The organism is Acinetobacter sp. KS-LM10 (assembly GCF_036896575.1).
In the GTDB taxonomy this organism is placed as follows: domain Bacteria; phylum Pseudomonadota; class Gammaproteobacteria; order Pseudomonadales; family Moraxellaceae; genus Acinetobacter; species Acinetobacter avistercoris.
The window spans coordinates 2,264,363-2,278,004 of sequence record NZ_CP145906.1; the positions used below are offsets into that span (position 1 = coordinate 2,264,363).

Here is a 13,642-nt window from a genome sequence, read left to right on the forward strand (position 1 = left end):
ATTCAGGCAAAAATTATTGTGCAGCAGCAGCTTGAGCAGCAGCAACTTCGTCAGCGAAGCTCATTTCTGCTTTCTTCTCAATTCCTTCGCCTACTTCGAAACGAACGAATTGAGTCACAGTTGTAGCTGTCGCTTTAAGAATATCAGCAACTTTCTTGTCATTGTCAATTACGTACATTTGACGCTCAAGTACAACTTCATTCAAGTACTTTTCAACAGAACCTGTCACCATTTTTTCAACGATGTTTGCAGGCTTACCAGATTCAATTGCTTTAGCTTCAGCAATTTCTTTCTCTTTAGCGATAAGCTCAGCAGATACGCCTTCAGCTGTAACAGCAACTGGATTGAACGCAGCAACGTGCATTGCAATACCTTTACCAGTTGCAGCATCACCATTGAAAGCAACAACAACACCGATTTTTAAACCGTGTTTGTAAACTGCAAGATTCTCACCTTCAACGATCGTCGCACGACGAACTTGAATGTTTTCACCGATTTTTTGAACAAGTGCAATACGCGCTTCTTCAACAGTAGAACCATCTTCAAGTTTCAATTCAACGATTTTAGCAGCTTCTGTTTCATTTGCAGCTAACGCAGCAGCAGCAACTTTAGCAGAGAAACCAGCAAAGTTTTCGTCTTTAGCAACGAAGTCAGTTTGGCAGTTTACTTCTAAAAGAAGTGCTTTGTTGCCTTCTTGAGCAATTGTGATCGCGCCATCAGCAGCAATATTACCTGCTTTTTTAGCAGCTTTTGCTTGACCAGATTTACGAAGGTTGTCAATTGCTAGCTCAACATCACCATTTGATTCTGTTAACGCTTTTTTGCATTCCATCATCGCTAAACCAGTACGGTCGCGTAATTCTTTTACCATGCTCGCAGTAACTGCAGTCATGTTGTTCTCCTAAATACGGTAGAAAATGAATCTGTTCAACAAAAAACGGCCCAAAGTGTTCTCTGGGCCGTTTTGCTTTTAACGCTTACTTTGCCACCGTTACGTGTCGCAAAATGACAATTCGGCGTCAAATCGCATTAAGCCTCAGGAGCTTCTTTAGCAGGTTCTTCAGCTTTAGCTTGAGCATTTGCTTGAGTTTGAGCATATTCTTTACCAGCAAGAATCGCATCAGCCATAGCAGAAGCATAAAGTGTAACAGCACGGATCGCATCGTCATTACCAGGAATAACGAAATCTACGTTATCTGGGTTAGAGTTTGTATCAACGATACCGATTACTGGAATACCAAGGTTCTTAGCTTCTTTGATCGCAATTGCTTCGTGATCAACATCGATAATGAACAATGCGTCAGGTAAACCGCCCATGTTCTTAACGCCGCCTAAAGAACGTTCAAGTTTATCCATCTCACGAGTACGCTCTAAAGCTTCACGTTTAGTAAGCTTAAGGAAAGTACCGTCTTGAGATTGAGTTTGAAGATCTTTCAAACGATTGATCGATTGACGAAGTGTTTTCCAGTTCGTCAACATACCACCTAACCAACGGTGATCTACATACGGTTGACCCGCACGTTGAGCTTGTTCACGAATGATGTTAGAAGCGGCACGCTTAGTACCAACGAACAATACTTTGTTCTTTTTGCTAGCAAGATTGTTAACAAAGTTCAAAGCATCATTTAACGCAGGAACAGTATGCTCAAGGTTGATGATGTGAATTTTGTTGCGCGCGCCGAAGATGTATTCGCGCATTTTTGGATTCCAAAAACGTGTTTGGTGACCAAAGTGTGCGCCTGCTTGAAGAAGGTCGCGCATGCTTACGTTGTAATCTGCCATTTTCTTTACCTTAAAGTTTTGGGTTAGGCCTCCATATGTCCGCATTATCCACCCCAAAGGGCACCCAGAGTAATGTGACGACATATGTGCGGATTTAGTTGCCCCAGTTTCAAACAACATTCGTGCATTGATACACGAAAAAGCATTTGATAAATTGGGCGGCTATTTATACCATAGTCACACACAAATTTCCAAAAGTTTTTAAAGATCATGAACAGTACTTACGAGGCTCCACGTCGACTTATTAAAACTGCTGACGAAATTGAAAAAATGCGTGTAGCAGGACGACTTGCAGCAGAAGTTTTGGATATGATCAAACCGCATATAGTTCCTGGGGTAACCACCTTAGAACTTGATACGATTTGTCATGACTACATCGTCAATAAACAAGAAGCGATTCCTGCTTGTTTAGGCTACGGTGCAGCTCCAGGCCGCCCTGCTTTTCAACACGTGATTTGTACCTCGGTCAACCATGTGGTTTGCCACGGCATTCCATCTGATGCGAAAAAATTAAAGAAAGGCGATATCCTGAATATTGATGTGACTGTGATCAAAGACGGATATCATGGCGACACCAATATGATGTATGTGGTTGGTGGCGAGACATCTATTCTTGCGGAACGTCTATGTAACGTTGCTCAAGAAGCGATGTATCGTGGTATGGAAACAGTAAAACCGGGCTCTACCATTGGTGATATTGGTCATGCCATACAGCAATATGTTGAAAGTGAGCGTTTCGGCGTAGTTCGTGAATATTGCGGTCATGGTATTGGCACTGTTTTCCATGACGAACCACAAGTATTACACTACGGTCAGGCTAACTCAGGCATGATACTTGAGGAAGGTATGACCTTTACCATCGAACCAATGGTGAATGGTGGAGATTGGAAAACCAAGTTACTTGGTGACAAATGGACGGTGGTGACTAAAGATCATAGTCTGTCTGCACAGTATGAACACACCATTTTAGTTACCAAAACTGGACTTGAAGTTTTAACAGCGCGTCCAGATGAAGATTTGTCTCGTTTTAGCTAAAATCTCTGCATTTAATTTTAATTAAAAATTGAATGCCCTAAAAAAGACTCATTTATGGGTCTTTTTTACAAAATAAATATTAGACACTATTTTTCTGTTCAATGATTCGAGTCACACTAAGCACAACATCCTCAAAATACAGCTCAAAAAAACCATCAAAATAATTACAAATATCAATCAATCACTGTACAAAATCCAAACAATCATTTTTGCAAAATCTTTGAATATCAATGGGTTTTGCGAATACACTCTAAGATGAAAATATAAAACAAAAAACTTATGACCGGACAGGGAGTCCATCAATGAACAAAAAAATTTTGTTGTGTTTAGCTGCGTCGATAGCTTCACTTTCATTTCACAGCCAAGCAGAATCTTCATTTTTCAGTTTAGATCCGAATGCAGATTTCAAAAGATTTTCGATTTCTGTAGGTGGTTTACATGTAATGCCACAAGGAAAAGCTCAAGCACCTAAAATAACTACAGCAGTTAAAGAAGGTGAAGTTGCAAAAAACGGCGACATTACCTTAAGTACTGTCTATGAAAACCTTGACCCAAGCGTGGATCAGCGAGGGCTTGAGTCCGCACTAAGAGTATTAGGATTTGTAACAGGCGGCACCCTACCTGGTGCAGTCAGCGGTTCATCCGTAGTAAACGATATATCCGCTTGGACAATGGATGGTGCAGGCATGGAAGCTGAAGATGTCACCACACTGGGTATTTTGATTAACTACTACTTTAATGACAATATTTCACTTGAAACCAAACTCGGCATTCCACCTAAGGTGGATATCAAAGGTGTGGGCAATATTACCGCCCCATTTACTGCTGTAGCTACACCTGCTTTGGCTGGATTACCGCTAGAGTTTCTAAACATTAAGCTTAAAAATGATCTTCAAATTTCAAATTTAGAAGGCCATGGAAAAGTTGCTGAAGCTAGAGCATGGACGCCAATGTGGGAGCTTCAATATCACTTTGGTCAATCTGGGGTAAATAAGTTTAGACCTTATCTCGGACTCGGCTTAATGGTTGCCTATTTTAATGAACTTGAACTTACACCTGGACTTGAAAAAGATCTCATTAGTGCGGGACATAAAATTGCCAATATGAAAACCGGTGAAGGTGGTGCAGCACTGGCTGGCAAGCTCAGCTCGGCTAATCCAGTTATTGATCTCGAAGCCGATATTAGTTTTGCTCCAATAGCGACTTTAGGCTTCACCTATGATTTAAATCCGAACTGGTTCGCTGTTAGCTCTATCAGCTATGCTCACTTAACGGGTAAAACCACCATTCAAGTTAATGATGCAAAACTAGGAACGCTTTTTGCCTCAGATGTAAAACTGCAGATTAATCCAATTATTGGATATGCAGGTATTGGTTACCGTTTTTGATTTGGTGAGATGTTCATAAAAAAGCGATCTAAGATCGCTTTTTTTGTATAGCTTTTTTTATAGTTTTTTTTGTGGATCAAACCAACGAATATTTTTAATTATTAGAATACTTTTAGAATTCATTATTCACACACCCTACTCATTATGAGTATTCCCTCACCCTAAAATTTCTTCCCAAGGAAGAAGGGATTTTTATAGATCAATTGATTGCTACTCGATGATCATTTTTAAAATTATCAAAATGTTCAATTGTCATTACCTAAGAATCAAAAAAATATTTCAAAAAATAAAAATATTAATTACATAATATCTAGCCCATATGTATCTAAAAATAAGGAAAACCCCCAATTTAACCATTCATTAACAAAGACTAAGATACATCATAAAATCTATTTTATTACAAAATCTCAACCGCAACTGATTGGCTTTTATAACAAGACGATTAAAGAAAACAATTCAAGAAAAGGATTTATTAAAAAATTTAAGTCACTATGCCTAAAGTTTAGTTCTTAAATTATTTTATAAAAATGTACGATAACCTAAGACGAAATAGAGCTCAGCAGATTTTTCCCATCAATTTTAATGAAAATAAGACATCGTTAATTAATTTTAAAATCGATTCAATATTTAATTCAAAATTAAAATTCACTTTATTTAATTCTTATATTTTTTTTAATTCTGTGAGTGCTTTCGTTTGTACAGCATTTATAATCACTAAAAATAATGAGTGATATGTTGCTAGGTTTGCATTACAAAAAGCCATCATTTTGGCAAACAAAATACTACATATTTCCAATATTATTTTATCACCAATATCCAATACTCTGTTTGGATAAATAGTGTGATTTAATTTACTTTTTTATCAGCTATATAAAAACAAGTAATCAGATTGAATGGACATGGAGTCCCGTAATGAAAAAAACTGTGCTTAATACAGCAATGACAGCAGCTCTTATTTCCCTACCGTTAATGAGTCATGCCGACTCACCCTATTTTAGTTTAAAAGATGGTGATGGCTTTAAGCGTTTTTCTGTTTCTGTAGGTGCTTTACACGTCATGCCACAAGGTAAGGCACAACCCATTAATATTAATACAGCTGTTAATGAAGGGCAGAAAAGTAGGGTCGGTGATGTCAAAGTCGATTCAGTATTAAATGCAATTGATGAGTCTAAAGAAGGTGCTACTGCAAAAAAAGGCCTCCTTAAAACTGCTGTTGATTTAGATATATTAGGACTAATTTCCTTTAACAAGGATGGTGATAAGTATTTAAAATCAAATGTTGCAGGTGAGGCTACTTTAACAGGTTTATCAAACTGGCAAGCACAAGGCACTGGCTTAGAAGCAGATGATGTCACTACACTTGGAATTTTGACCAATTACTTTTTTACAGACAATGTCTCTTTGGAAATCAAGGCAGGGATTCCACCAAAAGTTGATATACAAGGTAAAGGTCAGATTTTCGCCCCTCTCTCAGGTGTTGCCTCACCCGAAGGTATAGGTCAAATTGTGGGGGATCTACCGCTTAAAAAAGATATATTTATTACGGACTTATCAGGTCATGGTCAAGTTGCTGAAGCACGTGCATGGACTCCTGCTTTCGAATTCCAATACCACTTCGGTAAAACGGGTGTTAATAAATTCCGACCTTATGTGGGTCTTGGTTTGATGTACGCCTACTTTAACGACCTAGAAATGAATCCTAATCTTGAGAAAGATTTAATTGCCGCAGGTCACAAAATTGCCAATATTAAAAATGGTGCTGCTGGTGCTGCTCTAGACAACAAAGAAAGTACAGCGAATCCAAAAGTAAGTCTTGAAGCAAGTGATGCTTTTGCGCCTGTTGCCACCGTTGGTTTTACATATGACTTCAATGATCGCTGGTTTGCTGTCGGTTCTGTTTCCTATGCGCACTTAACTGGTGAAACGACAATCACTGTCAGAGATGAACAACTGGGTGAACTCATCAACGCCAAATCAGATATCGAAATTAATCCAATATTAGGTTATGCCGGTATCGGTTATCGTTTTTAAAGTTAGCTCTAACTAAATCACAATCTACATAATCTCGATATATATAATCTCAACCTATACCTCATATACAGATAAAGCGACCTCAGGGTCGCTTTATCAATCTTACATTAACAACGAGTTATATGAGCAAAAAGTTTCATTGCCAATGAGTGAAGTGACAAATGCATAACATCAACTTTGGTATATAAGTATTATTTATCAGTTGATAAATGATTATTCAATCGTCATGCTATTCCTATTCTTTTAAAATACGTATAACAACGAAAATGGATAGGACATGTCTGATACACGTTTTTCAAAACCCTTAATTTATATGTTGATTGGTAGTGCTTTTATTCTGGCGCTTTCTTTAGGGGTTAGACATGGTTTTGGACTTTACCTCGTTCCCATGAGTCATGAGTTTAATTGGAATCATGGTGTATTCAGTCTGGCTATCGCTTTACAAAATTTATTATGGGGAGCCGTTCAGCCCTTTACAGGTGCATTAGCCGATAAATACGGCAGTAAAAAAGTCGTTGCAACTGGTGGCATACTGTATGTGATCGGTCTCGTGCTGATGGCTTTTAGCTCAACAGGTTTATTGATCAATTTAAGCTTAGGATTAATCATTGGTTTAGCCTTATCTGCGACTTCGTTTTCAGTGTTACTGTCTGCGGTCGGTCGCGCCGCACATCCAAGTAAACGTAGTATGGCCATGGGTATTGCCAGTGCAGCGGGATCATTTGGTCAATTTATCATGCTTCCGACCACTTTAATTTTGTTGCAAAATTTTGGCTGGTCTGCTGCTCTTTTAATTACTGCCATTATGGTTGCATTAATCGTCCCTTTATCTCTCATGTTAAAGGCACCGATGTATCAAGCCCCGACTGCTATTGAAAATGTGAATAAACCAAGCTTGGGATTCAAGCAAATTTTGGTTATTGCAAAAAATCATAAACCTTTTATTTGGTTAGCACTCGGATTCTTAGTTTGTGGTTTTCAGGTGGTTTTTTTAGGCATACATCTGCCTGGATATTTAACCGATCACGGTTTTACAACTGCAACAGGCACGATTTTTCTGGCTTTAGTTGGGTTGTTTAATATAGTTGGCACCTATACCGCAGGTTGGCTTGGCGACAAATATTCAAAACCAAAATTACTGATGTGGCTTTACGGTTTACGGGGAGTTGCGATCATCGCCTTTCTGAGCTTACCGCTAAGTATTTGGACCATTTACAGCTTTGCTGTCATTATGGGTTTACTCTGGTTGTCTACAGTACCGTTGACGAATGGTATTGTGGCCAATATGTTTGGCGTTAAATACCTCACCATGCTCAGTGGTATCGTGTTCTTTACCCATCAAATTGGTTCATTTTTTGGCGGATGGTTAGGTGGTTTAAATCATGATATAACGGGTAACTACAACATCATTTGGGGTCTTTCAATCGCGCTCAGTATTTTCGGTGTTTTCGTTCATCTCTTTGTCAATGAGGAGCCTATCGTCCATGACTAATACAATGAGTCCCTACTGGTTTAAAGCAGTTATCGCATTTATTATTTTTGCTTTTTTAGCACTGGCTTTAGTCCTTTGGAGCCAAGTCCCTGATCTTTTTATTTACTTTAATCAGGCTTTCTGTGCGCATTAAGCTAAAAAGTGAATAATATTGATCAATTTTATTAAAAGCTAATCATACAAATACTTATGGAAGTCTTTTTTAATTTCATAAGTTTAGAATTATAAATGATTTCTGCGCTTGGCTATTTTCTCTTAGATTATATTCAGATCAAAAATGAGAGAAATAGACCATGACCAGCTTAACCCAGCTATCGCAGGCCATTCATGATGCGCCTCGTTGGCATCAGGCAGATCAATTTCAAAATCCTGCTGATATTGAAATTTTGCCACTTGAGAATGAAGCGCTTGGTGCCGTGGTGATTGGTCTAGACGCACGCAAAGCACAATCTGGGGAAACCATTTTCCGGTTAAAACAAGCATTGGCAGAACATTTAATTCTTATTTTTAAAAAACAAAGTTTGGATGATTTGCAGTATTTGGCTTTTGCCAGTTATTTTGGTGCACTTTTTAAACCCAGTGCAGACAATCCTGTTTTAGCGACTCAATCCGATACAGGTGCTCCACCTGATGTGGTTCCTGTTTCCAATGCAGTGGGACAAGGCGACTATACTGGCCATGGTGAGCTATCACCACATGCAGATCATCAATGGACGCCAACACCATCTTTTGGCTCTATACTCTATGCCATTGAACTCCCTCAGAATGGTGGTCAAACCACATGGTATAACACGATTAAGGCCTATGAGGGCTTGGATCAAAACACCAAAAATCATATTAATTCGCTGCAATTAATTACCTATAACCCCTTTGTTCGCGCCAATAGCAACAAAGGTACGGACAGCTATAACAGCACGCCTTATTATCGTTTTAGTGATCAACCTATTATAGGTCATGCGTATCCACATCCTTTGGTGCGCACACATCCTGAATCTGGACGTAAAGCTTTATGGCTAAATACACGTTCTGAAGTGGAGTTGGTCAATTATGCTGATCAAGCAGGGAGCCGATTGATTTCCGAACTTCGTGAGCATATTTTAAAACCTGAATTCCGCTATGAGCATCATTGGGAACAAGGCGATATCGTATTTTGGGACAATCAAGTCACCCTACACTCACGTACACCCTTTCCTGCTGAGCAACGGCGTTTACTTAAACGTATCAGTCTTGCGGGTGGTCGACCTTATTAGTTATTCCGCTAACTCTATATTTTCCACTAACTCTATATTTTCCACTAACTCTATATTTTCCACTATCTCTATATCAGTCGAGCTTTATGCCGCGGTTATATAAAAATCGAGAAGCGCTTGATGGACACCTATAAAAAATCGATAAAGTTCAGCAAGCGGATGGCTCGCATTAACATGAAAATAATCTGAATTTTTCTCGTTTATATTTTAATTTAATATGTCTAGCTTATTTTTAGTTCGAGATAGAAGTCACGATGGTTTCACCATCTCGCTGATCTAATTGAAAATGTGAAACCTCACAATAGGATTTAATCATTTCAGCCAAAACCACAGAATGACTGGTCACCCAAAGTTGAGTATAACGACTGGCTTCAGCAATCAACATCGCTAATGCAGGCAATAAATCGGGATGAAGGCTATTTTCTGGCTCATTTAAGGCCATAAATTGCGGTGGTCTAGGACTAAGTAAAGCCACGGTTAAACATAAAAATCGGAGTGTTCCATCGGATAACTCTGAGCTATCTAAAGGTCGCAATATGCCCTCTCGTTGCATCATCATTTGAAAACGCCCACGAGACTCTTCTACAAAAAATTGATTATTGGGAAATGCTTTTTCCAGCACTTCATATAGCGTTTCTGTTTGGCCACGTTCTCTTAATGTCTCAAACGCAGCAGCTAAATTACTGCCATCATGCGATAGTATAGGTGAACGAATTCCAATTTGAGGGACACGGATAGGCGAATTTGAACTGACTGAAAACTCATGATAAAAACGCCAATTTTTCATACTTTCGCGAACTTGTGAAACTTCAGGATACAAATGCGGATCTGACAATTGTCCAAAAATTGAGTCTTCTTGTGTCAGCGCCATCGGATAGCTCAAGCGTTCACCATCAATATTTTTTAAAAATGCAGCTTGATTAATACGTTCCATTAATTCGCTCATTTTCCTGCGCTGATAACCTCTTAGCCAAATTCCTTCTTTTTTCACCAGTGGATCTAGCCCGAATAAACTATTTAATGGTTCTGGAAATCCAATTTCAAGTTGATATTCATAATATTCCATTTCAACGGCAAGAATCATCCGTTTTGGATCCTTAGCCCGATCGCCTGCTCTACGTCCACCCGCCCACATGGCTTTCTGAATCCCGCCTTCGTCTGCTAGAGCTTGCGACAATTGTCCTCTTGCTGCTTCATGCAATAAGCGTACAGCTTTATATAAATTTGATTTACCACAACCATTTGCACCGCTAATAATATTCAGCTGTGACAACGGTAATGTGATGTTTCGAACTGAGCGAAAACCTTGAATATGAATAGAATGAATAGCCATCAATGTTCCAAACTTCAAACTTAAATAATGAAGAAAAAATGACTGATCACTTGATCGTTGTCCTACAGCAATCAATCAAATGCTCAAATCGTTCTAGTTATGGTTATAAGATTTATTTTCCAAAAAGTGATCATATCTTATGCGATCTTCTATTTCCAAATCTGCAATAGACTGAAGCAAGATAAAAACTTTTCACACACTCCAACAAAATATATTGATATCTGAATTTATTCAATACAGTGTCACACAGCATGTATAAGATCACAGGATATTAATCATCTTTGTCTCATATGAGAAAATCCCAAGCACGCTTCCCTCATTTAGAAATTTTCTTTATTTTTCTAAAATTAGGCTGTATCTCCTTTGGTGGTCCTGCGGCTCATCTGGTTTTCTTTCATCAAAAATTTGTTAAGCAACTCAAATGGATGACTGAGTCTGAATATGCGCAGATGGTGGCTTTGGCTCAAATATTACCTGGTCCGAGTAGTAGCCAAGTGGGGATCGCCATAGGCTATTTACATCAAGGTTACCGCGGCTCAATCTCAGCTTGGCTAGGCTTTACACTACCTTCATTTATATTCATGACACTGGCCGCAATGCTTGGCCAATACTTTATACAGTATCTCTCTGCACAATTTTTTCATGCGATTCATCTTATTGTTTTAGCGATTGTCATTTGGGCTTTTTGGCAGATGCTACAAAGCTTTTGTAAAGAAATTTGGCAATATATTCTGATGCTCTGTAGCGCCTTTTTTATTTACTCAAGTTCATTGGATTACAATCAAGTCATTCTGATTGTCTGCGCTGGTATCGTAGGTCTGCTGTTCTCAAGCAAGCCCAATCTTAAAAAATCAAAACGCTCAAATGCCAAAAATATTTTAGCCAAATCACAAAATAGCGGTCTACCTGAAGAAACTGAGCTAAAAGTTCAACCTCTTAAAGTTAAAAAAAATAAAGCATATCTTTGGCTACTCTTATTTGTACTGCCATTTTTAATAACACCCATTATTCAAAACTATGCTCCAAGCGAATTGGCTCAAAGTATCCAAGGATTTTATCAAAGTGCTTCAATGGTCTTTGGTGGTGGACATATTATATTGCCTTTGCTTTATCAGGACTTTGTCAGTACAGGACTCATTTCAAATCAGCAATTTGATTTAGGCTATGCCATCGCACAATTAATGCCAGGTCCTTTATTTAGTTTTGCCAGCTATTTGGGTGCTTTACTGAATTTCACTGACTCAATGTTCGTCAATGCCATGATTGCGACAGTGATTATTTTCCTGCCCTCATTTTTCCTCATTTGGGGCACATTACCCTACTGGACATGGTTAATGCGGCAGCACAAAATCAGTCAAGCCGTGATGGGGATCAATGCTGCTGTCAGCGGATTATTACTCTGCCTCGTTATTCAAATGTCTGAGAAAAGTGTATTAAGCTGGATGGATGTCATTTTTGTAGGATTGGTCATCTGCTTGTTTAAAACCAAACTTCCCATCGCGATGACCCTGTTGATGAGCTTCTTTGTATATTATGGAATTTTACTGTTTTTTTAGATTATCGTTCTTAGATTATCTATTTAAATTAAGGAATATCTAAGATGGCTTTTTAAGATCAACCTGTATTGAATGAAATATCCATAGCGTTTTTTAAAACAGTAAAGATCTGAAACCAGCAATAAACACATAAAAAAACCCGCAAGCATTTCGCTTACGGGCCGACAAAATCTTGGCTTGGCTTGTTTTAAATTAATTTAACTTAATTTAACTTAATTTAATTTAATTTAGCTTAGAACAAACGGTTCATCCCATTTAATGTCGCAACACGATACGCTTCTGCCATCGTTGGATAGTTAAATGTGGTTTCGACGAAATATTTAATCGTATTGTTCGGGCTATTCATCACAGCTTGACCAATATGAATAATTTCCGAAGCATTATTACCAAAACAATGCACACCTAAAACTTCTAAAGTTTCACGATGGAATAAGATCTTCAACTCACCCATCGTATCACCAGTAATTTGAGCACGCGCCAAATGACGGAAAGACGCTTGACCCACTTCATATGGAATCTTTTCTTCAGTCAATTGTTGCTCATTTTTACCAATCGATGAAATTTCAGGAATGGTATAAATACCTGTCGGGATATCTTTGACTGGAGCAACGTCAAGTTCACCAGTCATATTTGCACCTGCACAGCGACCTTGGTCATATGCAGCTGAAGCAAGAGATGGCCAACCAATCACATCACCCGCAGCGTAAATATTTTCCACTTCAGTTTGGTATTGATCATTCACTGTGAGCTGACCACGGCTGTTTGGTTTAATACCCACATTTTCCAAACCTAAACCATCGGTATTCCCCGAACGGCCGTTACACCATAAAATAGCGTCGGCTTTGATTTTCTTACCACTTTCTAGATGCAGAACCACGTGGTCATCAAAGGTTTCTAAATGATCAATTTGTTCATTATGACGAATCAGTACACCTTGTTCACGTAAGTGATAAGACAAAGCGTCGGCAATTTCATCATCTAAATAACTCAGCAATTTATGCTGTGTGTTAATAAGATCAACTTTGTGATCGAGTCCAATAAAAATTGAAGCATATTCACAGCCAATCACACCAGCACCGTAAATAATAATTTTTTGAATCGAAAAATCAAGATCCAAAATTTTATCTGAATCAAATACACGTGGATGATTAAAGTCGAGAATACTTGGACGATATGGACGACTACCTGTCGCAACCACCAATTGTTTAAATACAATCGTTTCTTGGATGCCATCTGCTCCAAAAATGATGACTGTATTACTATCTTGAATGTAAGCACGACCATAATAGATATCTATACGATTACGGTCATAAAAACGTGAATGCGTATCCACTTGAAGTTGGATCACTTTATGCGCGTGACGTAGCACTTGCTTCATGGTGAATTGTTTCCAATCGCCCACTTTTTGAAACATTGGATCACGCTGATAACGAATAATACTTGATACGGTTTGACGTAAAGCTTTACTCGGAATAGTCCCTACATGCGTACAGTTACCACCCAGTTGATCTCTTACATCTACCACTGCAACACGCTTGCCTGATTTAGCAAGCTTCATTGCTGCGCCTTCTCCAGCTGGTCCAGAACCTAATACTACAGCGTCATATTTAACAAAGGTTCCACTCACGACCTCTTTCTTACGCGGCATGCAATGCTCCTATTCTCTCGTATCATTTCATTTATATTTGCCTATTATGAACCAGTTTAAAGGAATTTACCGTATTTCAATATCATATATTACTTGATGACCACATTTTTTAAATGAATATCGTTTT

11 protein-coding genes are annotated in these 13,642 nt (G+C 38.5%); 7 read left to right on the forward strand and 4 right to left on the reverse strand.

Annotation, left to right across the window (positions count from 1 at the left end; translation table 11 throughout):
• Positions 1 to 13 precede the first annotated feature (13 nt).
• Together tsf and rpsB are read right to left on the reverse strand one after the other, a co-directional pair.
• A complete protein-coding gene (gene tsf, locus V5M36_RS10360; RefSeq protein WP_338558668.1) occupies positions 14 to 892 on the reverse strand; it encodes a translation elongation factor Ts in 879 nt (292 codons plus the stop codon).
• A gap of 137 nt (positions 893 to 1,029) precedes the next feature.
• Entirely contained in the window at positions 1,030 to 1,782 is a 753-nt protein-coding gene (rpsB, locus tag V5M36_RS10365; RefSeq protein ID WP_338564150.1) for a 30S ribosomal protein S2, read from the reverse strand.
• A 210-nt stretch (positions 1,783 to 1,992) separates the two neighbouring features.
• Here rpsB and map point away from each other — a divergent pair, with 210 nt between their 5' ends.
• The 6 genes from map to V5M36_RS10395 all read left to right on the forward strand — a co-directional run bounded on the left by map (position 1,993) and on the right by V5M36_RS10395 (position 8,978).
• Positions 1,993 to 2,817 carry a type I methionyl aminopeptidase gene (gene map, locus V5M36_RS10370; protein ID WP_338558671.1) on the forward strand — a complete coding sequence of 275 codons (825 nt, stop codon included), beginning with the start codon at positions 1,993 to 1,995 and terminating at the stop codon, positions 2,815 to 2,817.
• Positions 2,818 to 3,119: 302 nt separating this feature from the next.
• The gene (locus tag V5M36_RS10375; protein WP_338558674.1) at positions 3,120 to 4,205 is read left to right on the forward strand and encodes an OmpW/AlkL family protein; all 1,086 of its coding nucleotides are present in this window, start codon (positions 3,120 to 3,122) and stop codon (positions 4,203 to 4,205) included.
• 912 nt (positions 4,206 to 5,117) lie between these two features.
• Positions 5,118 to 6,236, forward strand: a complete 1,119-nt coding sequence (locus V5M36_RS10380) for an OmpW/AlkL family protein (protein ID WP_338558676.1) — start codon at positions 5,118 to 5,120, stop codon at positions 6,234 to 6,236.
• 277 nt (positions 6,237 to 6,513) lie between these two features.
• A complete protein-coding gene (locus tag V5M36_RS10385; RefSeq protein ID WP_338558679.1) occupies positions 6,514 to 7,728 on the forward strand; it encodes an MFS transporter in 1,215 nt (404 codons plus the stop codon).
• Complete coding sequence (locus V5M36_RS10390; protein WP_338558682.1) at positions 7,721 to 7,861, forward strand: hypothetical protein; 141 nt, start codon at positions 7,721 to 7,723, stop codon at positions 7,859 to 7,861. Before V5M36_RS10385 ends, V5M36_RS10390 begins: the two co-directional genes overlap by 8 nt.
• Positions 7,862 to 8,021: 160 nt before the next feature.
• Positions 8,022 to 8,978, forward strand: coding sequence for a TauD/TfdA dioxygenase family protein (locus V5M36_RS10395; RefSeq protein ID WP_338558685.1), 957 nt, complete (start codon positions 8,022 to 8,024; stop codon positions 8,976 to 8,978).
• Between the two features lie 232 nt (positions 8,979 to 9,210).
• Here V5M36_RS10395 and V5M36_RS10400 read toward each other — a convergent pair whose 3' ends face one another.
• Complete coding sequence (locus V5M36_RS10400) at positions 9,211 to 10,311, reverse strand: AAA family ATPase (RefSeq protein ID WP_338558687.1); 1,101 nt, start codon at positions 10,309 to 10,311, stop codon at positions 9,211 to 9,213.
• 290 nt (positions 10,312 to 10,601) lie between these two features.
• On the opposite strand from V5M36_RS10400, the gene chrA reads away from it, so the two are divergent.
• Positions 10,602 to 11,867 carry a chromate efflux transporter gene (gene chrA, locus V5M36_RS10405; RefSeq protein WP_338558690.1) on the forward strand — a complete coding sequence of 422 codons (1,266 nt, stop codon included), beginning with the start codon at positions 10,602 to 10,604 and terminating at the stop codon, positions 11,865 to 11,867.
• A gap of 232 nt (positions 11,868 to 12,099) precedes the next feature.
• Here chrA and sthA read toward each other — a convergent pair whose 3' ends face one another.
• The gene (gene sthA / locus V5M36_RS10410; RefSeq protein ID WP_338558693.1) at positions 12,100 to 13,515 is read right to left on the reverse strand and encodes a Si-specific NAD(P)(+) transhydrogenase; all 1,416 of its coding nucleotides are present in this window, start codon (positions 13,513 to 13,515) and stop codon (positions 12,100 to 12,102) included.
• Positions 13,516 to 13,642 lie beyond the last annotated feature (127 nt).

Excerpts from the sequence above, each read along its gene's own strand:
- sthA (WP_338558693.1), bottom strand. The coding sequence starts at position 13,515 with ATGCCGCGTAAGAAAGAGGTCGTGAGTGGAACCTTTGTTAAATATGAC.
- V5M36_RS10380 (WP_338558676.1), top strand. The coding sequence starts at position 5,118 with ATGAAAAAAACTGTGCTTAATACAGCAATGACAGCAGCTCTTATTTCC.
- tsf (WP_338558668.1), bottom strand. The coding sequence starts at position 892 with ATGACTGCAGTTACTGCGAGCATGGTAAAAGAATTACGCGACCGTACT.
- V5M36_RS10400 (WP_338558687.1), bottom strand. The coding sequence starts at position 10,311 with ATGGCTATTCATTCTATTCATATTCAAGGTTTTCGCTCAGTTCGAAAC.
- chrA (WP_338558690.1), top strand. The coding sequence starts at position 10,602 with ATGAGAAAATCCCAAGCACGCTTCCCTCATTTAGAAATTTTCTTTATT.
- V5M36_RS10385 (WP_338558679.1), top strand. The coding sequence starts at position 6,514 with ATGTCTGATACACGTTTTTCAAAACCCTTAATTTATATGTTGATTGGT.
- V5M36_RS10390 (WP_338558682.1), top strand. The coding sequence starts at position 7,721 with ATGACTAATACAATGAGTCCCTACTGGTTTAAAGCAGTTATCGCATTT.
- rpsB (WP_338564150.1), bottom strand. The coding sequence starts at position 1,782 with ATGGCAGATTACAACGTAAGCATGCGCGACCTTCTTCAAGCAGGCGCA.
- V5M36_RS10375 (WP_338558674.1), top strand. The coding sequence starts at position 3,120 with ATGAACAAAAAAATTTTGTTGTGTTTAGCTGCGTCGATAGCTTCACTT.
- V5M36_RS10395 (WP_338558685.1), top strand. The coding sequence starts at position 8,022 with ATGACCAGCTTAACCCAGCTATCGCAGGCCATTCATGATGCGCCTCGT.
- map (WP_338558671.1), top strand. The coding sequence starts at position 1,993 with ATGAACAGTACTTACGAGGCTCCACGTCGACTTATTAAAACTGCTGAC.